The 21084-nt window shown below is 66.4% G+C and carries 13 protein-coding genes and 1 pseudogene; 13 read left to right on the forward strand and 1 reads right to left on the reverse strand.

Translation table 11 applies throughout. The annotated features are described in order from the left end of the window. Positions 1 to 342, forward strand: a pseudogene (locus tag ACFU4Z_RS30985) (SAM-dependent methyltransferase); the annotation flags it as partial. Between the two features lie 82 nt (positions 343 to 424). Here ACFU4Z_RS30985 and ACFU4Z_RS30990 read toward each other — a convergent pair. Then, the gene (locus tag ACFU4Z_RS30990; protein WP_379070112.1) at positions 425 to 1645 is read right to left on the reverse strand and encodes a PucR family transcriptional regulator; all 1221 of its coding nucleotides are present in this window, start codon (positions 1643 to 1645) and stop codon (positions 425 to 427) included. Positions 1646 to 2489: 844 nt separating this feature from the next. Between ACFU4Z_RS30990 and ACFU4Z_RS30995 the strand changes: the two genes are divergently transcribed. Genes ACFU4Z_RS30995 through ACFU4Z_RS31050 form a run of 12 tightly spaced genes read left to right on the forward strand, consistent with a single transcriptional unit; the run spans position 2490 to position 21028 of the window. Continuing rightward, positions 2490 to 2744, forward strand: coding sequence for an acyl carrier protein (locus tag ACFU4Z_RS30995; protein WP_379070412.1), 255 nt, complete (start codon positions 2490 to 2492; stop codon positions 2742 to 2744). A gap of 51 nt (positions 2745 to 2795) precedes the next feature. Further along, positions 2796 to 8759 (forward strand): aminotransferase class III-fold pyridoxal phosphate-dependent enzyme, encoded by a 5964-nt coding sequence (locus ACFU4Z_RS31000; protein ID WP_379070115.1) that lies wholly within the window; start codon positions 2796 to 2798, stop codon positions 8757 to 8759. After that, positions 8756 to 9610: a hypothetical protein gene (locus ACFU4Z_RS31005; protein WP_379070118.1), complete on the forward strand. Its 855-nt coding sequence runs from the start codon at positions 8756 to 8758 to the stop codon at positions 9608 to 9610. Before ACFU4Z_RS31000 ends, ACFU4Z_RS31005 begins: the two co-directional genes overlap by 4 nt. Then, entirely contained in the window at positions 9607 to 9873 is a 267-nt protein-coding gene (locus tag ACFU4Z_RS31010) for an acyl carrier protein (RefSeq protein ID WP_379070121.1), read from the forward strand. The genes ACFU4Z_RS31005 and ACFU4Z_RS31010 overlap by 4 nt, the downstream gene beginning before the upstream one ends. Beyond that, positions 9870 to 11591, forward strand: coding sequence for a fatty acyl-AMP ligase (locus ACFU4Z_RS31015; RefSeq protein WP_379070124.1), 1722 nt, complete (start codon positions 9870 to 9872; stop codon positions 11589 to 11591). The genes ACFU4Z_RS31010 and ACFU4Z_RS31015 overlap by 4 nt, the downstream gene beginning before the upstream one ends. Beyond that, positions 11588 to 13006: a cytochrome P450 gene (locus ACFU4Z_RS31020; protein ID WP_379070127.1), complete on the forward strand. Its 1419-nt coding sequence runs from the start codon at positions 11588 to 11590 to the stop codon at positions 13004 to 13006. Before ACFU4Z_RS31015 ends, ACFU4Z_RS31020 begins: the two co-directional genes overlap by 4 nt. Further along, on the forward strand, positions 13003 to 15897 hold the full coding sequence (locus ACFU4Z_RS31025) for a PEP/pyruvate-binding domain-containing protein (protein ID WP_379070130.1): 2895 nt from the start codon (positions 13003 to 13005) through the stop codon (positions 15895 to 15897). Before ACFU4Z_RS31020 ends, ACFU4Z_RS31025 begins: the two co-directional genes overlap by 4 nt. Further along, positions 15894 to 17186, forward strand: a complete 1293-nt coding sequence (locus tag ACFU4Z_RS31030) for an aminotransferase class I/II-fold pyridoxal phosphate-dependent enzyme (protein ID WP_379070133.1) — start codon at positions 15894 to 15896, stop codon at positions 17184 to 17186. Before ACFU4Z_RS31025 ends, ACFU4Z_RS31030 begins: the two co-directional genes overlap by 4 nt. After that, entirely contained in the window at positions 17183 to 18586 is a 1404-nt protein-coding gene (locus ACFU4Z_RS31035; RefSeq protein ID WP_379070137.1) for a nucleotidyltransferase family protein, read from the forward strand. The genes ACFU4Z_RS31030 and ACFU4Z_RS31035 overlap by 4 nt, the downstream gene beginning before the upstream one ends. After that, positions 18583 to 19317: an HAD family hydrolase gene (locus ACFU4Z_RS31040; RefSeq protein WP_379070140.1), complete on the forward strand. Its 735-nt coding sequence runs from the start codon at positions 18583 to 18585 to the stop codon at positions 19315 to 19317. Before ACFU4Z_RS31035 ends, ACFU4Z_RS31040 begins: the two co-directional genes overlap by 4 nt. Continuing rightward, positions 19302 to 20255, forward strand: a complete 954-nt coding sequence (locus ACFU4Z_RS31045) for a diacylglycerol/lipid kinase family protein (RefSeq protein WP_379070143.1) — start codon at positions 19302 to 19304, stop codon at positions 20253 to 20255. Before ACFU4Z_RS31040 ends, ACFU4Z_RS31045 begins: the two co-directional genes overlap by 16 nt. Next, positions 20252 to 21028, forward strand: a complete 777-nt coding sequence (locus ACFU4Z_RS31050; protein ID WP_379070146.1) for an SDR family NAD(P)-dependent oxidoreductase — start codon at positions 20252 to 20254, stop codon at positions 21026 to 21028. The genes ACFU4Z_RS31045 and ACFU4Z_RS31050 overlap by 4 nt, the downstream gene beginning before the upstream one ends. The last annotated feature ends 56 nt before the right edge of the window (positions 21029 to 21084 follow it).

Here is a 21084-nt window from a genome sequence, read left to right on the forward strand (position 1 = left end):
GTCGAATTCCGCCGCTGGGCACTCGGCGAGGAATGGCCCGACGAGCGATTCGACCTGATCGTTTTCAGTGAGGTCTGCTATTACCTCGACGCCGCGAGCCTGCGTGCGGTGTTCGACCGCGCCGTCGAACACCTCGAATCCGGCGGCACGGTGCTGTGTGTGCACTGGCGACGAAAAGTGCCCGAGTACCCGATGTCCGGTGATCAGGTCCACGCGATCGCGTGCACCACTCGTGGCTTGTCGACGCTGGCGCACTACCGGGACGAGGACATGTCCATCGATGTCTTCACGGCGGTCGATCACGAGCCGCTATCGGTCGCGCAGGCCGAAGGGACCGGGTGACACACCGCCCGTTCGGCCACGTGGTATCGAACCGAGGACACGCGCCTGCCCGGACGATCACGGTGTTCGCGCGGATGTGACGTCAGGTGGTTCGGTAGGTGCGGGCGACCAGGGCCGAACGCAGGTACCAGAGGCCGGAAGGCTGGGAGGGGTCGAAGCCGGTGAGTTGGCCGATGCGTTTGAGGCGATAGTCCACGGTGTTGGTGTGCACGTGCAGGACTCGGGCGGTGCGCTGGCGGTTGAGGTTGTTGCCGATGTGGCGTTGCAGGGTTTCCAGTAGTTCGGGGTGCTCGTCGAGTGGATCGAGCAGTGAGCCGAGGTATTCGCGTCCCGGGCCGGGGCGGGTCAGCTGGTATTCGAGTGCCAGCTCGTCGAATCGGTACATTCCTGGCATCGCCTGCAGGCGCTGCACCATGTCGAGCAATTCGTGGGCCTGGTCGGCGGCGTTCGGGATCTGTTCGGGGGTGGCCTGCACCAGTGTCGCGGTGATGCCGACCTGTGCGGCGTGTGAGAGCTGGTTGACCAGAGTATCGAGGCCCTCGTTGTCGAAGGTCGCCGACGGAATGAGAATGGTGCCGCCGTCGACGCTGAGCAGCGACAGCGCGCTGTTGCCGCAGCGGGTCGCCAGCTCGGCCTGGGCTCGGCGGAGTTTGCGCCGGGCCACGACCTGACGGTCGAGGGCCGGGTTGGCTTCGTCGCGGTGCGCCGGAATCGCCGCCGCGACAACGACATACGACTCGGCGATGGAGATTCCGCATTCACGCGCCATGGTCGAGGTGCTGTGGCCGCCCAACAGCGCCGAGGTGAGCGTGTGGACGGCGGTGTGGTGCTCGCTGACCACCGCGCGCAGTTCCCTGACGTAGGCGACCGAGATCGCCGAGGTGATCATGTCCAGCATCTGCACCACCATGTGGGCGCCGTCGACCAGATTGTCGTAGTCCTTGATGGACGCGTTGGAGACCACCAGGTCGAGGCCCATCTGGAAGCCCTCGTGGATGGAGTGGTGGATGGTATCGATGGGCACGCCCTCGCGTGCCCATCCGGCGGCGGCGTCCCGGAGCCGCTGCATCTTTTCCGGGATGCCCTGTCCGTCGAGCATGCTGACCGCGAGCTCGAGGCAGGTCCTGGTGATGGTGGTGACGTCGCCGGAGATGGCATCCACCGGCAGCGTGCCGCAGGGGATGACATTCTCCACGAAGTGACCAACCATCTGGCGCGATAGCGTCCGGACATCTTTCAGCGGGGACGACATCGGCTGACCTGCCAAGGTCAGACTCGGCCAGGTCGGACTGTCGACGGACATTGGCGACTCCTTTGCCCCGGGATATAGCTGTGCAGGGCATTCACAGTAACTGCCCGAAGCGGGGCGTGGATCGATTCGCGATCTTCTGTGATGGCGAGGGGGACCGGCCGGTGTGCCCTTGTGAAGGGCCACAGGCATCATGGGGGCTACTGGCGAGTAATGAAAGCCGTCACACCCGGTTGCCGGACCGGAAGTTTGCGGGACGTTCCGCTGCGACGGTAGGGCATCGGCGGCGAGGTAAAAGCGCTGTTAAGCGACTTCGCATTCTTCTCGAATCATGGTAAAGCCCAATTCAATTGAAAAGTACCGATGGGTTGGTATGAAAATGCGGCTGACCGATCTGTGAACCTCGCGTGAACAGCGAACTCTGCAAAAATAGGACATGTTCCACTCTATGGTGGCGGAATTGGTTGATTGTCTGTGACAACGAATCTCAGAATTTGTTGTCTCAGACGCTAAGTCTCCAACCGTTGTTTCCGGGGCGTGAAACCATGTTTCGCGCGCTACACAGGACGTGATTAGCCGAGTAGTTGCCAATCCGGCAGACAGGCTGTGCTGCAGACGTTTTCGGATTGCAGGCCGCAAATCGACGGTGTACAGATGGGTGCATGCGCCGATGTTGTCGATGACGGTTGTGCAAGTTGACGAGGTATGAGACATAAACAGTCTTGATTGCCGATATCGGAGGGCAAGTGATCGCAGTCTCGGCTGGCGCCGAATCCTGCGCTACCCAGGGGGAATACTTTTACCGCGAGTCGATGGCACACCCATCGGACCGCATTCTGCTCACGGGGGAAGCGGAAGATTCCAGCGCAACGGGAGGTGCGAAATGATGGCGACACAGATGGTAAGCGAGCGCGTGTGCGAACTATTTCGACACGGTCTTCAAGTGGCCGAGATCGAGATAGACACACCGTTGCTGGATTATGGCTTGGACTCGGTCCGTTCGGCCGAACTCGTGATAGATCTCGAGCGAGCCTTCGGCATCGAGATCTCCGACGAGGAGGCTTCGACGCTGCACACAGCACGCGCGGTGATCGACTGTGTATCAGCGAAGATCGGGCAAGCAGCAGCCCGCCGCGCGGGAGTCGGAGCCTAGGTCGTGACTCCGAGTTTACAGTTTTCGGACATAGCATCGAGCAGTCATTCGGTGGCCGAAGTGTTCGATGATTTCGCACGGCACAACCGCCCGGGCCTGGCCCGGCTCCTGCGCGCCTGTCACCTCGATGTGGTTTACACGGGCGCGGAGGGTGATTGGTTGATTCGCGCCGACGGTTCCCGGGTATTGGATCTGGTCGGCGGGTTCGGTGCGGCGCTGTTGGGGCACAACCATCCGGCACTGGTGCGGGTGGCGACGGCGCGGCTGAATCAGCAGTCGCCGTTCGTGTCTCAGGGCAGCGTCCGCCCCGGCGCGGTCCGGCTGGCCCGCCGACTGTCCGAGTCGGTCGGCGCGGCCACCGATCGCGAGTACGTGGTGACTTTCGGTTCCACGGGCGCGGAAGCGGTGGAAGCGGCCATCAGGCACGCGGCGGTGGCGCATGCCCGTTCGCTGACCGACCTCGAGACCGAGTTGCGTCGCACCCTTCGTCGCGCTCGTCGTGACGGGCTGCACGACGTTCGCCCGATCACCGTCGCAGGGGCCGCCGATGCCGCCGCCGATCGCCGATCAGTGGTCGAGCTACTCACCGACTCGCTGCGTGAGATCGAGGAGATGCGCCGTCGCGGACCGATTTTCGTTTCGCTGGCGGGCGCATTCCATGGCAAGACGGCAGGCGCGTTCGCCCTGACCGAGCAGGCCGACACGCCACCGGATCTAGTGGTGCCGGGGCCCGAACGACGCAGGCTCGACACGTGGTCGCCGCGCGAGGTGGCCGCGGCGTTCGCGAGCGAGCTGCGGTCGGTGTGCCGAATCGTCATCGACAGCGCGGGTCGCCCCGTGCGGTCGTGGATGTCGATCTCGCCGATCGCGGCAGTGTTCGCCGAACCGATCCAGGGGGAGGGCGGTGTCCGCGAGGTGCCGGCCGAGACGCTGCGTGCGCTGCGTGCGCTGGCGGACTTGCACACGGCTGCCTTGATTTTCGACGAGATCCAGTCGGGCATGGGCCGGACAGGAACATTCCTGGCGTCGGCGCCCTCCGGGGTGGTTGCCGACTACTACCTGCTGTCCAAGTCGCTCGGTGGCGGATTGGTGAAAATCTCCGCCCTGCTCGTCGATCGCGCACAGTCGATCGGTGATTTCGGCAGGTATCACACGTCCACTTTCGCCGACGACGAGTTGTCGAGCGCGGTCGCCGATGCCGCACTGGACCTGCTGCGCGACAACCAGATCCGGATATCCGATGTCGGCGCTCGATTGCGGGCCCGCCTGGATGCGGTGGCGGGCCGCTGGCCGCGCGTGATCGCCGGAGTGCGCGGCCGCGGGCTGTTGCAGGGCATCGAATTGATCCCTCCGCAGCCGGAATCCGCGCTGCTACGCGAAATCTGCGATCCGGACATGTTCGGGTACGTGGTCGCGGGCTACCTGCTGCACGCCCACGACATCCGAATGCTGCCGACCCTGTCCGCACCGACCACCTTGCGCATCCAGCCCTCGGCCTTCCTCGCCGAGTCGGATATGGCTCGGATGGAGACGGCGCTCGACGAGGTGGCGGCACTGCTGCATCGTGGCGAGCTGGCCACCCTGCTCGCGCACTTGGCGAGCCCGGTGACGACGAATTGGCCGCTGCCCGAACGGACATCGTCCTCGGTGCGGCGCACCCGTGCGGTCGCGCGGGACTGGAACACACCGACCAGGGTGGTGTTTCTCGCCAACCTGCCCGAGGCCGCCGACCTGCGACGGTTCGCTCCCGAACTCGCCGAATGGTCGGACATCCAGTTCGCCGCGTTATTCGAACGCTTGCGCGGGGTGGCCGAGCCGTTCGAACTGACCAGGCAGATCGTCACCTCGCCGACCGGCGCGCAGGTCGAGGTGTGCCTGATCGCAGTACCGATCTCGGCCGCGCAGATCATCGAATGCCTGCGGGCGGGGCATCGGGCCTGGGTGCGCGATCTGGTGCTCGAGGCGGTGGAGCAGGCAATCGAGCTCGGCGCCACCGTGATCGGGCTCGGCGGCTATACCTCCATCGTCACCGATGCCGCCCGCGACGTGGTGGAGGATGCCGTCACGGTGACCTCGGGGAACTCGCTCACCGCGGCATCCGCCTACGAGGTGGTACGCGCGGAGCTCGCCGGGCTCGAGCCGGGTCGACGACGGGTCGGCATCCTCGGCGCGCTCGGCAACATCGGCGCGGTGATGGCCGAACTCCTTGCCCCACTGGCAGATTCGGTGACCCTGATCGGGCGCGCTGGATCGGCGAAGCGACTCGACCGGGTCGCCGCAACGCTGGACGGAACAGTCGAGGTCAGTGAGGACCTGACCGCGCTGCGCGACTGCCACATCGTCCTGACCGCTACCAACTCGGCCGTGCCTGTGGTCACCGCCGAGTCGCTGGCCGACGACCATCGGGTGCTCGTGGTCGATCTCGCGGTCCCCGGTGACGTGGATCGCGCGGTGTCCGACCATCCGAACATCACCCTGGTCTCCGGCGGCCGCATGGCGCTGCCGCTCGGCCAGACACCTCCGTTTCCCGAAACCGGGCTGCCCGGCGGGGTCGTCTACGCGTGCATGGCCGAAACCATTCTGCTCGGCTTCGAACCGCACACGGCGAGTCCCTCCTATGGCGGCCTGAGCGCGGCAGGCGTGCGCGCCGCCCGCGACCTCGCCGCCCGTCACGACGTGCGCCCGGTTCTGCTTCCGACAGGAGCTCCCACCGTGCACCATCCCGCTTCCACCCCGATACCTGGCCCGATGTACCTGGGCGCCGCCGATTTCACGGTCGAGAGCGCCGGCGGCAAGGCAGGCACTTTGCATGAACTGATCGTCGCCGGATTCGAAGTGCCCCCGGGATTCGTCGTCACCGCCGATCTCGACCTCGGCGCCGTCACCGACGAGGATCTGCAACGCTGGGTGCAGGCGCTCGGCGGTTTCCCGGTCGCCGCGCGTTCCAGCGGCGTGCTCGAAGACCTCGACGATGCGAGCTTCGCCGGCCAGTACGAATCCTTCTTGGACATCACCGATGCTTCGACGCTGCGCGGATACATCACCCAGTGCCGCGAGTCGGTGCACAACGAACGCGTCACGGCGTACCTGTCCCGGCACGGCTACCGCGAGGCCGGCGCGTCGGTGGCGGTGCTCGTGCAGCGAATGGTCGATGCCCGGTGGGCCGGTGTCGGTTTCAGCATCGACGCACTCACCGGCATCGAAGACCACGCGGTGGTCGAATGCTGCAACGGCCTCGGTGAACGCCTGGTCTCCGGGCATGTCACGCCGACGAGGTACACGCTGCGACTGTTCGGCGGTGACGTGGTGGCGCGCGACGCGGGCGGCGAAGACATCGAATTGGCGTCTGCCGCCACCGCCGAACTCGCGGCGTTGATGCTCGCGGTGCAGGCGCATCGACATCGGCCGCAGGACATCGAATGGGCCATCGATGGCGCGGGAAAGCTGTGGCTGTTGCAAGCCCGAGCTATCACGGCCATCTCCTGGCGCACCGACATCGACCAGTTCTCCGATGCCGACCTGCGTGACGGCGGCGTCTCGGCGCGGGTCTGCACGCCGATAATGTTCTCGTTGTACGACAACGCATTCCAGTTCTCGATGCAACAGTTCTTCGAGCGCCTGAGGCTGGCGGATCCGAGCGAAGAACCCGACTGGATGGCCATGTACTACGGCCGGGCCTACTGGAACGTGAGTGCGGTCAAGAAGTGCTTCCGGCGCATCCCCGGCTTCGACGAACAGCATTTCGATGACGACCTCGGCGTGCTCAACGAGTACGGCCCCGAGGGGCCCGTGCGCACCCCGAACAACCCGAAAACCATTGCCCGCGCACTGCCGGTGGCGCTCGCCGTGCAGCAGAGCTATCGTACGCAGCTCGACGAGGTCGCCGCATTCGCCGCCGAATGGCCCGCGAAGTACGCGGTGTGGCGGGAGCGGGTGCGCGAATTGCCGCACACCGGCGAGGCCGCTTTCGTCGCGGACCTGGCCGATTGCCTGCTCACCTTCCACGCAGCCACCGAACGCACCTACTTCACCACCATCTACAACAACTCCAGCGTGCAGACGGATTTCAAACAGCTCCTCGACAAGATCGACGCCGCGACCGGCGGCAGCACCTCGGCCATCGATCTGATGGGCGGGCTCGCCGACATCAGCCACATGCAGCTGCAACGCGGCATCGTCGAATTGCATCGGGTGGCCACCGATCACGGCCTGGACAGCGCCGCATGGACCACGGCACTCGACGCGTTCCTGAGCGAGCAGGGATTCCACGCCGACGCGGAACTCGATCTCACCAGCCCGCGCTGGTCGGAGGCGCCCGAGCGGGTGCGATCGATGATCGCGACGATGCTCGAACACGGCACCCCGCCCGCGGATCCCGATGTGACGCTGGTGGATCAGCGCAGGCGCTACGAAGACGAGCTCGCGACGGTGCGCGCGCGGGTGCGCGCCAAGCCGATCGCCCGAGTCAAGCACGCCAAGGCATTGGAAAAGCAGGTCGACCGGATGCGCAGGTACCTCGTTGCGCGCGAACGGATGCGGGAGTTCTCCTCGCAGTGTTACGCGATCGTGCGCGCCTATGTCCTCGAGGCCGGCGTCCGGCTGGCGGCGGCCGGAAGCATCGAGCAGGCAGACGACGTGTTCCAGCTGTCCATCCACGAGCTCACCGATCTCGCCGCGGGACGCATCGAGGCGGCCGCACTGACACCGCAGATCGCGTACCGCCGTGCGGTATACGCCGGATATCGCGATCTCGTGCCGCCGCACGAGCTGGGCGGCGGAGTCACCGTCGGCGCGATCCGTGAAATCGGTGACGGCGACCTGACCGGACTCGGTTGCAGCCCCGGCATCGCCGAGGGCACGGCGCGGGTGATCACGTCACTGGCCGACATCGACCAGCTGCGCGAGGGCGACATCCTGGTGACCCGGTTCACCGACCCCGGCTGGACCCCGGCGCTCGGCCTGGTCGCGGCGGTGGTGACCGAGGTCGGCGGGATGCTCTCGCACGCGGCGGTCATCGGGCGCGAGTACGGCATTCCCGCAGTGCTCAATGTCGCCGGGGCCACCTCGGTTGTTCGATCGGGGCAACGGATTCGGGTGGACGGCCGCGCGGGTGTGGTCAGCGTGTTCGACACCGAGGCCTCGACGGAGCAGGCCGCCGACCCGGGGACCGGTTCGGCGGCGCAATCCACGACACCCCCGGCGGGGCGGCCTCGGAAAGCACTGGCGGCCCCGCGCGCGATAGTGCCGGTCGATCAGCCGACGGCCGACGCGACGATTTCGCCGACCGCAGCCGTGGCGATCGTGCCCGAGACAGTGCCGGATACCGGGATGAAAGCACCGAAAGACACTGCGCCACCGGCGCGCCCGACTCGCAGTAGGGATGAGCAACTGAGCGCACGTAAACGCCTGATCTGCATCGCCGGTGGCGACGGTTCGGGCAAGACCACACAGGTGGCACGGATCGCCGCGGAGTTCGAGGCACAGGGGCAGACCGTTGCCGCGGTGACGATCTGGGACGCGTTCCTCGACCCGAAGGTCTCCTCGAAGCTGCCGTGGCGCAGCCCCGCCGAGATCTACGGCTACCTGAAGTTGTTGTCGCCGCTGAGCCGCGCGCACTTTCTGTTCCATGCCATGCAGCTGTCGTTCGATCTGGCCGCCGAGCGTGGCGTTGAGGTCATGCTGGCGAACGCGTACTGGTACAAGTACTTTGCGACCGAGGTGGCGCACGGCGGCGATCCCACGGTGCTGCGGCAACTCGCGGCGGGCTTTCCGGAACCCGACCGCACCTTCTACCTGACCGTCAGCCCACAGGATGCGCTGGGCCGCAAGCAGTTACGCAGTGACTACGAAAGCGGCTACGGCGACGAGGCAGCCTTTCTCACCTTCCAGCAGCGCAGCCATGGAGCCCTGGAGGCGCTGTCGGAGGAGTTCGGTTGGGTGCGACTGGACGGCACCGCTGCGCCCGCCGACATCACCGAGGCCGTGCTCGCACAACTGCGGGAGGACGACCGATGACCGCGACATCCACCCGCCGCATCGCCATCGTCGGCATCGATGGCGCGGGCAAGTCTTCGGTGATGGCCCGACTGCGTGAGCTCGCACCAGTCGGCGACGGGTCTTTCGCGTCGATGACATGTCCCGACTTCCACAACACCGAAAACGTGCCGCTGTCCGAGCTGTCCGAGCAGCTCAGGGCATTCAGCGTCGGCTGTGACGAAATCTCCAGTCTGGAGATGAAGGCCACCGCGATGTACCTGCAGATGACGCTGTTCGGCCCGGTCGAACGGCACTTCGTGCAGACCTGGTCGCCGGATGTGCTGGTGTTCGAACGGCATCCGCTGATCGAACTGCTCGTCTACGGTCCGCTGTACGTGGCACTCGCGCGTCCGGACTGGAATGGCCACGACCGGCAGGACGAAATCGCCGCTGTGCTGGAGCGGCACCGGCCCGGCACCTTTGCCGACATCCTGGCTTGGCAGCGGTCGGAGTCGACCCGCCTCGGCAGCTCACCCGATATCTGGGATCTGCTGTCGGAAATCGCGGATCTGGTGCGACGGGACGTGACCGCGTCCGTGCCCGGTTTCGCCGCGCGCTTTCGCACCACGCTGCCCGATGCCGTGCTCTGGCTGGACGCTCCGCCCGAACAAGCCGCGGCACGGTGCGCTGAACGTTCGGGGGACGGGCCCACTGAGGCCCATGAAACAGCAGAGCGGCTCGGAGCCCTGCGTGACGGATATCTACGGGTGCGCGACACCCTCGCCGCGGCCTTCCCCGAAGTGGGGTTCCACCGCATAGACACCGGCGACGGTGTCGACATCGAGGAGTCGGTGCGCGCCTGCGTGACGGAAGGGAAGTTACTCGGTTGAACACACGGACTCGCGACAATGCGGGAATCCCGGCGGCCGACGTCGAGGTGCGCGTGCGCGCCATCGTCGCCGAGGTGCTGTGGGTCTCGGTGGACGATCTCGACGCGTCCACACCGCTGATCGACTACGGACTGGATTCCCCGACAGCCATCGAACTGACCATTCAGCTGGAGCAGGCGTTCGGGATCGATATTCCCGAAGATGCTGCGGCACAGCTGAACACGGTCGGACAGATCGTGTACTACGTGAAGGACCAGTCATGATCGCAGTGCCAGCGTCCCAACGGTCCAGCATCGTGCACGCGCTATTGGCCAATGCCGAACTCGGAGCCGACGCGCCCGCCACCGTCTTCGTCCCGGAGCGCGCCGTCGACGGTGCGCGCGACGTGAGCTGGCGGCACGACGAACTCGCGGCGGCGGCCGCCCGGGTCGCCGCAGGTCTGGCCGCCGAAGGCGTCGGGCCGGGGGACCGGGTCATGCTGTGCCTGCCCACCTCGCCCGAGTTCGTCACCGCGTTCTTCGGTGCGCTGCTGCTCGGCGCGGTGCCCACCGCTGTCGCCACGCCGGGTGGCTTCGGTTCGGCAGACATCTTCCTGGACAAGTTCACCCGCTTGCTCGGCTATCTGGAGCCGGCGGCGGTCGTGGCGAGCGTGGCGGTGCTGAACGCCGCACCGATGCCGGACTCCGTGGCCGCGATCGACGGTGCAGTGCTGCACGCATTGGCCTGCGCACCGGATGCGCCCGCGCTGCCCCCGCGGCTGCCTGCACCCGGCGATCTGGCGTTCATTCAGGCGACCTCCGGTTCGACGGGCACCCCGAAGGGTGTGCAGATCACGCACGGCAACGTGGCCGCCAATTGCGAGCAGATCGCCGCGGCCGCAGCAATGGGCCGCGGCGACACCTGGGTGGGCTGGCTGCCGCTGCACCACGACATGGGACTCATCGGGGGTTTCCTGACACCGATGTTCCGAGGCTTCGACGCGGTTCTGATGCCGCCGAGCAGGTTCCTGCGCAGCCCGGGGGACTGGCTGCGCGCGGTCGGCCGCTATCGGGGAACCCTCACCGCCGCCCCGAATTTCGCCTACGGCTACGCGGCGGCGCGGGTGCCCGACGCGGAGCTGGCCGAGGTGGATCTGTCCAGCTGGCGATTCCTGTTCTGCGGCGCGGAGCCGATTCACCCGCCGACCGTGCAGCACTTCGTCGACCGCTTCAGTGCCTGGGGATTGCCGAAGGACGCATTGGTGCCCTGCTACGGCATGGCCGAAGCATCCCTGGCTGTCACCGTCGCCCGCCCGCGCACGCCGGTGGCCTTCGACTCGGTATCGCGCGAAGCGTTGACCGGAAGCGGTGTGGCGCTGGATGTTCCGGTCGGCGACCCGGACGCGATGCAGATCGTGGATTGCGGCGCGCCGGTGGACGGGACCGAGGTGCGGATCGTCGACGCGGATGAGGCCCCGTGCGGCGACGACATCGTCGGACGCGTCCAATTCCGCGGCCCGTCCACCACGGTCGGCTACTTCCGCTTGCCCGAGGCGACCGCGGCGGCCACCCACGAGGGCTGGTGGGACACCGGCGATATCGGGTACCTGCGCGACGGCCGGTTGCGTATCACCGGCAGGCACAAGGATTTGATCATCATCCGGGGCGCGAACTATCTGCCGACCGATTTCGAGATCGCGGCCCAGGAGGTGGCGGGTGTCCGGCTCGGCGGTGTCGCGGCCGTCGGTCACGCCGATACCGCGGGTCTGTCGGAGGAACTGCACCTCATCGTCGAATCCGGCTCGGACGCAGCACAACACGACGCGCTGCGCAGGGCGGTGCGCGTCGCGGTGAGCAAGCAGACCGGAGTGCTGCCCGCCGGTGTGCGAGTGGTGCCACCGCGCAGTATCCCCAAGACCACCAGCGGCAAGGTGCAGCGTGCCGAGGCGCGACGCCTGTTCTTGCTCGATGACAGCCTGATCGATGCCGGGGGTGCCGCATGACCGCTTCGGCGAAGGTTCGCCGCTTGGACGGCCCCACGCTACGTAACCCTTTGGGCGCTTATCTCGAGTACCGCAACGACCCGCTGACGCTGTTCTACGAACAGGCCGTCGCGCACGGTGGCAGCGTACGGCTGCGGCTGGCGCACCAACATGTGCATCTGCTGGTCGAGCCGGCACACATCAACCAGGTGCTGGTCGGCAACGCGGCCAAGTACGCGAAGGGGATCAGCTACCAAAGCCTGAACTACCTGCTCGGCCCAGGTCTGCTCACCAGCGGCGGGGAACTGTGGAAACGGCAGCGCGCGTTGATCAAACCGGCCTTCGCTCGCCGTCACGTGGAGACCGAGATTCCGCTGATGGCGGCGTGCGGAGAGCGAATGCTGGCCAGGCTCGACGCACTCGCCGCGCACGGCGAGGCGTTCGATCTGGTCCCCGAGGTGATGGGGTTCGCCGCCGACGTGGTCTGCCGCGCGGTCATGGGCGCCGATATCGACGGTGTGCTGCCGCAGATCGAAGACGATGTGCGTGAGGGCGTTTCGTGGGTAATGGGACACATGGCCGCACCCATTCAGCTGCCGCCCGGTGTGCCGACACCGGCCAATCGGCGCTTCAACGGCGTACGCGCCCGGCTGCATCGCGTTGTCGACGACGTCGTTCACAAGCACCGACAAGCCGAATCAACCGACACGACATCGCTGTTGGCCCGGTTGCTCGCGGCCCGTGACGACGCGGGCCATGCCATGGACGACGAACAATTGCGCCACGAGGTACTGACCTTCCTGCTGGCCGGTCACGAGACGACCGGCGGCGCGATGGCATGGACGATCTACGAGCTGTGCCGGAATCCGTTGGTACTCGGCCGTATCCGTGCCGAAATCGACACGGTGCTGGAGGCATCGGCCGATCGAGGGTCGAATTCGACCTTCGCGCACACGTTGCCGTCCCTGGAACTGACCGGTCACGCGATCGATGAGGCCATGCGTCTGCATCCGCCCGCCTGGGCGTTCAGCCGGACCGTGCTCGAGCGGGACAGTTTCGACCGCTTCGACCTCGAACCGGGCTCGATCGTGGTGATCAGCCCGTTCGTGAACCACCGGTGGCCCGAATTCTGGGACTCACCACTGACCTTCGATCCGGACCGATTCACCAAGGAACGAACCAAGGCTCGTCCGCCCTTCCACTACTTCCCGTTCGGCTGGGGCGCGCACCTGTGCGTCGGCCAACACATGGCGCTCATGGAGGTGCGGGTCGGCATCACGATGCTGCTGTCCCGCTACGACATCGAGCTGGTGAACGGTATCCGGGTTCGGGAGAACCCGGAAATCTCCAACACCCCCGACCCGGTTCTGGTGCGGCTGACCCGACGCAAGTCGTCGGTCCCGATCGCCAGGACGATGCAGGAGGCTGCGCAATGACCGGAACAACTCTCGGCGCGGTCGTGCAGGCCGCCGTATTGGCGGATTCGGCCACTGCACAGACGAATACCGCTCAGATAGGAGCCAAGGCGGCCAACCTCGGACGCCTGCTGGCCGCCGTCCACCGAGTCCCTGCCTTCGTCGTCCTGAGCGTGGATGCGTGTGCTCGCATCGTCGCCCCGGTCGCCGGCTCCATCACCGACCAACTGGCAACTCTCGACCAGACCGATCCCGCGTCACTGCGCTCGGCGTCGTCGGCGATCCGCGCACTGATCACCGCTCAAACCTTCCCGGATGACATCCGCGCCGAGCTCGACGCCGCCGTCGCCGCGCTCGTCGAGCCCGGCCCGCGATCGGCCGCCCGTGCGATGCGCGCGGTCGCGCAGCCTGCCGATACTCCGCACGGCAACGCCGTCGTCGAACACTCCGCGACATCGTCCGGGCCCGAGGTGCAGTCGGCTTCGGAGACGGCTGGAACCCGCAACAGCGTCGCCGGTTCGGCAGGCCGAGTGCGGTTGGCGGTGCGTTCCTCGGTCAGCGGCGAAGATTCGGCGACGGACTCCTTCGCGGGTCAGCTCGACACCCTCCTGAACGTCGCTCCCGAGGGCGTCGCGCCGGCGGTGCTCGATGTTCTCGCCTCGGCATACTCGGAGCGATCACTCTTCTACCGGGCACATCGCGGCCTGGACAACGCGACCATCGACTGCGCCGTCCTGATTCAGGTCCTGGTCGACAGCGCCGTATCAGGAGTGGTCTTCAGCTGTAACCCACAGACCGGCGATCCCGCCGAAGCGGTGGTCTCCGCGGCCCTCGGCCTAGGAGAGGGCGTGGTTGCGGGCACCGTCGAATGCGACACCTTCTTCGTGGACAACGCGTCGCGCACGATCACCTCACGGGTCGTGGCGGATAAACAGAGCAGAGTCGTCGCCGAATCCGGTTCCGGCACCACGATCGAGCGGTTGGCCGACACCATCGCCACCGCCGCATTGACCGACGCCCAGGTGCGCGAGCTCACCGCCACCGCCGCCGGGCTCGCCGAAACCTTCGGTGCGCCACAGGATATCGAGTGGGCATACGACGCCGACGGGACCCTCTTCCTGCTCCAGGCACGACCGGTCACCGCGACCGGCGCGCGCGAAACCATCTTCGACAACGTCAATGTCGCCGAGTCCTATCCCGGTATATCCAGCCCGTTGACGTTCTCCATTCTGCGGGCCGCCTACGAACAGGTCTTCCGCGCCTGCCACCGGGACTTCGGCGCGACCGAAACCATTGTGGAGCGCAATGCCGCGAGTCTCTATCCGTACCTCGTCGGCACCGCGCACGGCCGCATCTACTACAACATCAGCAACTGGTATCGGCTGTTCCTGCAGATTCCCGGAATGGAATTCGCCATCGAGGGCTGGGAAGCGGCGCTCAATATCGAGAACCGCTACCAGCGCCCCGCCGCACCGAAACGCGGCATGGCCCGCGTGCGGATGTACCTGCTGCGGTTGCGGGTCATCGCGATCATCGCCTTCGGCTGGTTGCGGCTGCGACGCAGGTTGCGGGCGTTCTTCATCGAGCTCGCCGCGTTCACCGCAGACCTCGACCACCGGCTCGCACCGGAAACGCTGGAGCGGGAACGTGATCCGCACGCGCTGCTGGAGTGGATGGAACGCTGCCTGCACGAGCTCGTCCCCGCGTACTCGGTACAGATTTTCAACGATTTCATCGCCCAGCAGATGTTCCATGTCGTCGGTCTCCTGCTCGAGCGGGAAGGTCTCGGCGAAGCGGAAGCGATCACCTTGCGCAACGAATTGTTTTGTGGGGAGGAGGGTGTCGACAGTGTCGACCCGGTTCGGTCGGCGCTGACCCTGACCGCCACCGTCCGCGACGATGCGGCCCTGCGCGAGCTGTTCGAGGGCCCGCTGGCACCACCGCAGGTGTGGAAAGCGCTGGCGCAGGCCGGATTCACGGACTTCAGGGCCGCCTGCCTGCGTCACATCGCCCTGTTCGGCGATCGCACCGTCGACGAACTGAAACTGGAAACCGACCCGCTCGGCGAACATCCCGAGCGGCTGGTGCCGATGCTTCGCAACTACCTGCGCGGCGGTCAGAACATCGACGAGATGGCGGCGCGGGAGAAACTCATTCGGCGTGCGGCCGAAGCCACCGCCGCTACGGTGTTCCGCGGAAAGTTCGGCAGACGCGTGGTGTTCGGTTTCGCGCTGGCTCGAGCCCGTGAGCACGTGAAGCAGCGGGAGAACATGCGCCTGGGCCGCAGCCGCTCGTTCGGGCTGGTCAAACGGGTGTTTCGCGAGTACGGCAGGCAGATGCACGCGATGGGTCTGCTCGAACAGCCGCGTGACATCTTCTGGCTCACCTACGAGGAGATCGCGGCACTGACCCGGGGCACCGCGGTCGACACCAACGCGGCCCGCACCGTCGCCACCCGCAAACGTGATCACGAAGTCTGGCACACCGAGGAACTCCCGTCTCGGATCATCACCTCGGGCATCGCCGCCACCACCATCAACGACCCGGCCTTCGAGCACCCGATCCCCGCCGTGGCGTCCGGTGCCGTGCTACGCGGAATCGGCTGTGCGCCAGGACGAGTCGAAGCCCCCGCGCTTGTTCTCGCGACACCAGACCCGGACATTGTCATCGACGGCCAGATCCTCGTCGCCTCGACCACGGACCCCGGCTGGGTGTTCCTGATGGTCGCGGCGGGCGGGCTGGTCAGTGAGAAGGGCAGCGTGCTCTCCCACACCGCCATTATCGGCCGGGAGCTGGGCATCCCCACCGTCGTCGGCGTCGCGGGCGTCACCCGACGGGTGTCCAGCGGGGACAGGCTGATCCTCGACGGCAAGGCCGGAACCGCAACCATCGTTCAGGAGGAAGGGGCATGACCTCCACCGAAGCTGTCCACGGCGAGAATTTCAGCCTCGAGCACTACCTCGATCCCGCCGCCCACACCTTCCAACAGCGCTTCGACGAATTCCGGCCCTACGTCACCAGGGCACGCGGCACCGGATTCGTGTTGCGCGAGATCACCGGTCCCACGCGAGCCGTCGTACAGGTGCGCGATCCGGGCAGCGCCGAGATCCGTGACCTGATCATGCTGGGCTCCAACAACTATCTGGGCTTGGGCAACGAACCGGAGATCGTCGAGGCGGCCGTCGCGGCAACCCGCGAATTCGGTATCGGCTGCGGCGGGCCCCCACTGCTCAACGGCACCACCTCGGTGCACCGGCGGCTGGAGGAACGCCTCGCCGAGACCAAGGGCTGCGAATCCGCGCTGGTGTTCTCTTCCGGCTACGCCGCGAACGTGGGCTGGGTGACCGGGCTGCTGCGCAAAGGCGACATCCTGCTCTACGACGAGCAGAGCCACGCCAGCCTCTACGACGGCATCCAGCTCGGCCGGGTGCGCTCGATGGCGTTCGATCACAATGATCTTCGGCATCTTCGGCACCGGCTGATGCAGATCCGCTGGCGCAACCCGGGTGCGAACATCGTGGTCGCCGTCGAGGGCGTGTATTCGATGGATGGCGATATCGCGCCGCTGCCCGACATTCGGGCGCTGTGCGATTCCTTCGGCGCCTGGTTGGCCATCGACGACGCGCACGGCACCGGTGTGCTCGGCGCTCGCGGGCACGGCACCGCCGAGCATTTCGGTATGGGCGACGGCTCGGTAGAGCTGTACATGGGCACCTTCTCGAAGGTGTTCGCGACCACCGGCGGATTCGTCGCCGGATCCACCGATTTGGTCGACACCCTGCGGTTCTTCGCGCGCTCCTACATGTTCTCGGCCTCGTTGGCGCCGGCAGTGGTCGCCTCGGTGCTCGCCTCGATCGACTTCATCGACGCGCACCCGGAACGTATCCGCCAATTGCACGACAATGTGGGCTATTTCGTGCGGGAACTGCGCCGCATGGGCTTCGCCGTCGACCCGCAGACCGCGATCATCCCGATCCTGGTGCCGCAGCGGCTGGCCGTGGCGGAGGTGGTGGCCGCGCTGCACGCCGAGGGCGTCTTCGTCAACGGCGTCGAGTTCCCTGCCGTCCCCCGCGAGCAGCAACGGCTGCGCGTCAGCATGATGGCCACCCTCACCCGCGACCAGCTGGACTTCGCGCTGGAAAAGATTTCGACCGTTGCTCGTCGCTTCGGTTTCCATCCCGAACAGGAAGGCAGAACGTGACCGCACCCGAGATCGCCGCGGGCGGCACTGCCGCTGAACGGCTGCTCGTGCACGCGGCGCTGGCCGCGCCGAGCACCGACGAGCGTGCCGAACTGGCCAAACTGGCGCACGAAATATCGGACTGGTCAGAGGTTTTCGATCTGGCACGGATCAATGCGACCGTACCCTTGGTGCAGCGCCGATTGGCGGCCGAAGAGTTGTACCACCTCGTCCCTGAGAGCGTGCGTGCGCGATTCGCCGACCTCATCGAACGCATTGCCGCCGCTAACTATCGGCGTCTGGAAGGTGCGCTGGAACTGTTGCGCCGGTTCGATGAGCGCGGTGTGCGCTGCGTCGTGCTGAAGGGCATGCTGTTCTCCTCGGAGATCTACCACGATCCGCGCTACAAGCGGATGAACGATCTCGACATCCTCGTCGAACTCGACCACGTGGACACGGTCGTCGAGATCTACCGCGAGATGGGTCTTTTCGCCACGTCCGAGCTGCTCGGCAAGGCGCCCAAGGTGCGCGCCGAACGTTCGCATCACCTTCCGTCGTTCGTCTCCAGGGACGGCACGCTGGTCGTCGGCACGCACTGGGGCCTGATCACTCCCTTGGCCGGGTACCGCATCGACTATCCCGCGATCTGGGATCGTGTGCGTCGCATCGACTTCTACGGCGTGCCCGCCTGGGCCATGTCGAACGAGGACAACCTGCACCACCTGGGCGTTCATCTGCCCTATTACAAGACCGGGGTCCGCGAACTCGCCGATATCTGGAACCTCGCCCGCCATTCCGCAGCAGACCTGGACTACGAGCTGCTTGCCGCCGAGATAGCAAAGGCGGGCAGTGAAAGCCTGATGTATCACGCACTCTCGCTGACACATCGCCTTGTTCCGATTCCACATTTCGCGGCTCTCCTAGAGCGGATCGCCCCGCGGATCAACCGGTTCACCCGATACGACACCGCACGCAAGACCGCCGACCTGTACACCCTGCTGCGCAGCCGCTCGACACACACCTCACGCATCGAAAAGGCGTACACCGAATTCAACATGACGGCGCTCGCACACGAGAAGCGCGCGGCGTTCGGGCGGCTGTGGTCGGATCTACTGCTGGTCCCCGCCGAGGAAGCGGCGAAGATGAGCTCGCTGCGGGAGCCGTCGACGCTCTCGGGCCTCGGTGCCAAGGTGGCCGCACCATACCGGCTCACCCGGGTCTTCCAGCGCGACCTCGGTCGCTGGCTGTTCCCAGCGGCCTTGGCGAAGACCGTGTTCGACTTGGGTGCCGCCTATGGTCTGGAACTCGCGGGGAGAGCGGGTATTGCCGCGCAGCAGGAGCGGCCGGGAATCGACGAATACGCGGCACAACTCGGCCTCACCCGCGCCGACCTCCAAGCCGTCCTGGATAGCCAGGAGTGACCGGCTACCGCACGGTGCTGTGGGATCTGGACGGCACCCTAGTCGGCCTTCACCAGCGCACGTTCCAGGTGCTGATGCCGCTGGGGGCGGCGCAGGCCTTCCGCGATCTGATGCCCCCGCGCCGGTTCCTGCGCACGTTGAACGGTGTGCTGGGGGTCGTCCGCGCCAACGACACCGAGTACACCAACACCGATCTCATGATCCGGCTGCTGGCCGAGCGGATGGGTATCGAACAGTCGCTTGCGGCGCGACGTCTGCACCGACTGGCAGAGATCGATTTTCCGCGCTTGCGCTGGTGCTTCTCTCCGCAACCCCAAGCGGTCGACACGGTAAATATGTTGCATGCCAAGGACATAACGCAAGTCGTCGCCACCAATCCGTTGTGGCCGCTGAGCACCGTGACCACTCGGCTGCGCTGGGGCGGCTACGAACCGGAGGTCTTCACCTTCCACACCAGCGGAGAGAACATGCGCAGCTCGAAGCCGCGCATCGAGTTCTATCGCGAACTCCTGGAGCGGCTCGGCGCCGAACCAGGAGAGTGCGTGATGATCGGCAACGATGCCGCCAAGGATGCGCCGGCGGCCCGGATCGGCATTCCCGTTTTCCTGGTCGGTGCGTCGGAATCCGCTGTCCCGTCGAACTGTGCGCAGACCGGTCTTGTCCGCACCGGGGACTGGCGCCGGCTACGTGCGTGGCTGGGTATCGAGGAGGAATCATGCTCGTCGTCCTGAATCCACAGTCCAATGCCGGAACGGCACTGGATCGGTGGCGCCCGGTGGAACGTGCACTGCGCGAACACGATACGGACCTGGAAGTTGAAATGCCCGGTGACACAGAACAAGCCGCGAAGCTGGTGCGCGCCCGCGTCGAGGCCGCCGACGGCGTGACACCCGATGTGATCGTGGCCGCGGGTGGCGACGGCATGGTCAATCTGGTGCTCAACGCGCTCATGGATCCGGCCACCGACCGACCACGGCGCGGCGCGGAAGCGCTAGCCCTTGGCGCCATCGGACTCGGCAGCTCCAACGACTTCCACAAGCCGATGCGCAGGGCAGCCGTCATCGCCGATGTCCCCGCGCGTATCGATACCGAACGCGCCGAACTCGTCGACGTCGGCAAAGCGACCATGCTGTTGCCCGACGGCACCCGCGCCGTTCGCTACTTCCTGCTCAACGCGAGCATGGGACTCGTTGCGGCTGGGAATCATTCGTTCAACCACGCACACGGTGTGGTCGGCTGGCTCAAATCACGCAATGTCGAGGCCGCCATCGTCGCGACCGCGTTGCGCAATATCGCCACGCACCGTCCGCTGCCCATCCAGGTGCGCGGCAGCGACTGGGAGCACACCGCGCCGATCACCAACGTCGGCATCCTCAAGAGCGTGCACTTCGCGGGCGGCATGTACTACGACACTCCGGTCACCCGTGCCGACGGCCGGTTCGACGTGAACATCTGGCAGGCCGCGGGCCGCGCCCGAATCCTCGGGCTCATCGCGGGGCTCTACCGTGGAAAATTCTCGGGATCGGCGCTGGCGACCTGCCATCGCGACCGTGTCGTCGAACTGCGCCCGGCGCACGCCGCCCCGCTCGAGCTCGACGGCGAGATCACGATCGTCGAGTCCGCGCGACTCGAGGTGTTGCCGGAAGTGCTGAAAGTGTGCCTCGCATGACCGTGGTCCTGGTGACCGGCGCCGCCAACGGGATGGGCGCCGCGACTGTCGAATACCTGGCGCATGTGGGCTATACGGTCGAAGGTAGCGACCGGATCGCGGGGGCGAACTCGGCCGTCGTCGACGTCCGTGATGCCGAGGCGGTGCGTGACTGGGTGCAGGCCGCGCACACCAGGCACGGCCGCATCGACGCCGTCGTCACTTTCGCCGCCTACGGCGTGGTCGGATCGGTGGAGGAAACCGACCCCGAGGAGGCCGCCGCGATCCTCGACACCAACGTGATCGGCACCCACCGCGTGCTGCGCGAGGTACTGCCGATCATGCGCGAGCAAGGCCACGGTCGGGTGGTCGTGGTGAGCTCCGGCGCGGCCGCCGTCGCCGAACCCTACGGCGGCTGGTACTCGGCCACCAAGGCCGCCATCGAACGCCTCGGTGAAGCCGCGCGCATGGAAACCGCGGCATTCGGAATCCACGTTTCGGTGCTCGCCCCCGGCTGGACGGTGACACCGATCATCGATGCCGCGGTGCGGGTGGCCGACCCCATCGACGCCTACACACCCGATCGCGTCGCGGTGCTCGGACGAGTCACCGACTATCTCGCGGCAGGCCAGCCCGCCGACGCGGTCGCCAGGAAGGTGCGCAGCATTCTCGAAGCGGCCCGGCCGCGCCAGACCTACCTGTGCGGCACCGACGTTCGGCTGTCGTTCTGGACCCGCCGCCTCGTTCCAGCCAGGATTTATGAACGTTTAGTTCTTCGTTACTACGGCTTGTGACAGGAGCAACCTCGGCGGTACCGGTAGGATCACCCGAGCCGGAACGGCCTCCCAGG

The organism is Nocardia sp. NPDC057440, assembly GCF_042802915.1.
In the GTDB taxonomy this organism is placed as follows: Bacteria; Actinomycetota; Actinomycetes; order Mycobacteriales; family Mycobacteriaceae; genus Nocardia.

Excerpts from the sequence above, each read along its gene's own strand:
- ACFU4Z_RS30990 (WP_379070112.1), bottom strand. The coding sequence starts at position 1,645 with ATGTCCGTCGACAGTCCGACCTGGCCGAGTCTGACCTTGGCAGGTCAG.
- ACFU4Z_RS30995 (WP_379070412.1), top strand. The coding sequence starts at position 2,490 with ATGGTAAGCGAGCGCGTGTGCGAACTATTTCGACACGGTCTTCAAGTG.
- ACFU4Z_RS31005 (WP_379070118.1), top strand. The coding sequence starts at position 8,756 with ATGACCGCGACATCCACCCGCCGCATCGCCATCGTCGGCATCGATGGC.
- ACFU4Z_RS31015 (WP_379070124.1), top strand. The coding sequence starts at position 9,870 with ATGATCGCAGTGCCAGCGTCCCAACGGTCCAGCATCGTGCACGCGCTA.
- ACFU4Z_RS31020 (WP_379070127.1), top strand. The coding sequence starts at position 11,588 with ATGACCGCTTCGGCGAAGGTTCGCCGCTTGGACGGCCCCACGCTACGT.
- ACFU4Z_RS31025 (WP_379070130.1), top strand. The coding sequence starts at position 13,003 with ATGACCGGAACAACTCTCGGCGCGGTCGTGCAGGCCGCCGTATTGGCG.
- ACFU4Z_RS31030 (WP_379070133.1), top strand. The coding sequence starts at position 15,894 with ATGACCTCCACCGAAGCTGTCCACGGCGAGAATTTCAGCCTCGAGCAC.
- ACFU4Z_RS31045 (WP_379070143.1), top strand. The coding sequence starts at position 19,302 with ATGCTCGTCGTCCTGAATCCACAGTCCAATGCCGGAACGGCACTGGAT.
- ACFU4Z_RS31050 (WP_379070146.1), top strand. The coding sequence starts at position 20,252 with ATGACCGTGGTCCTGGTGACCGGCGCCGCCAACGGGATGGGCGCCGCG.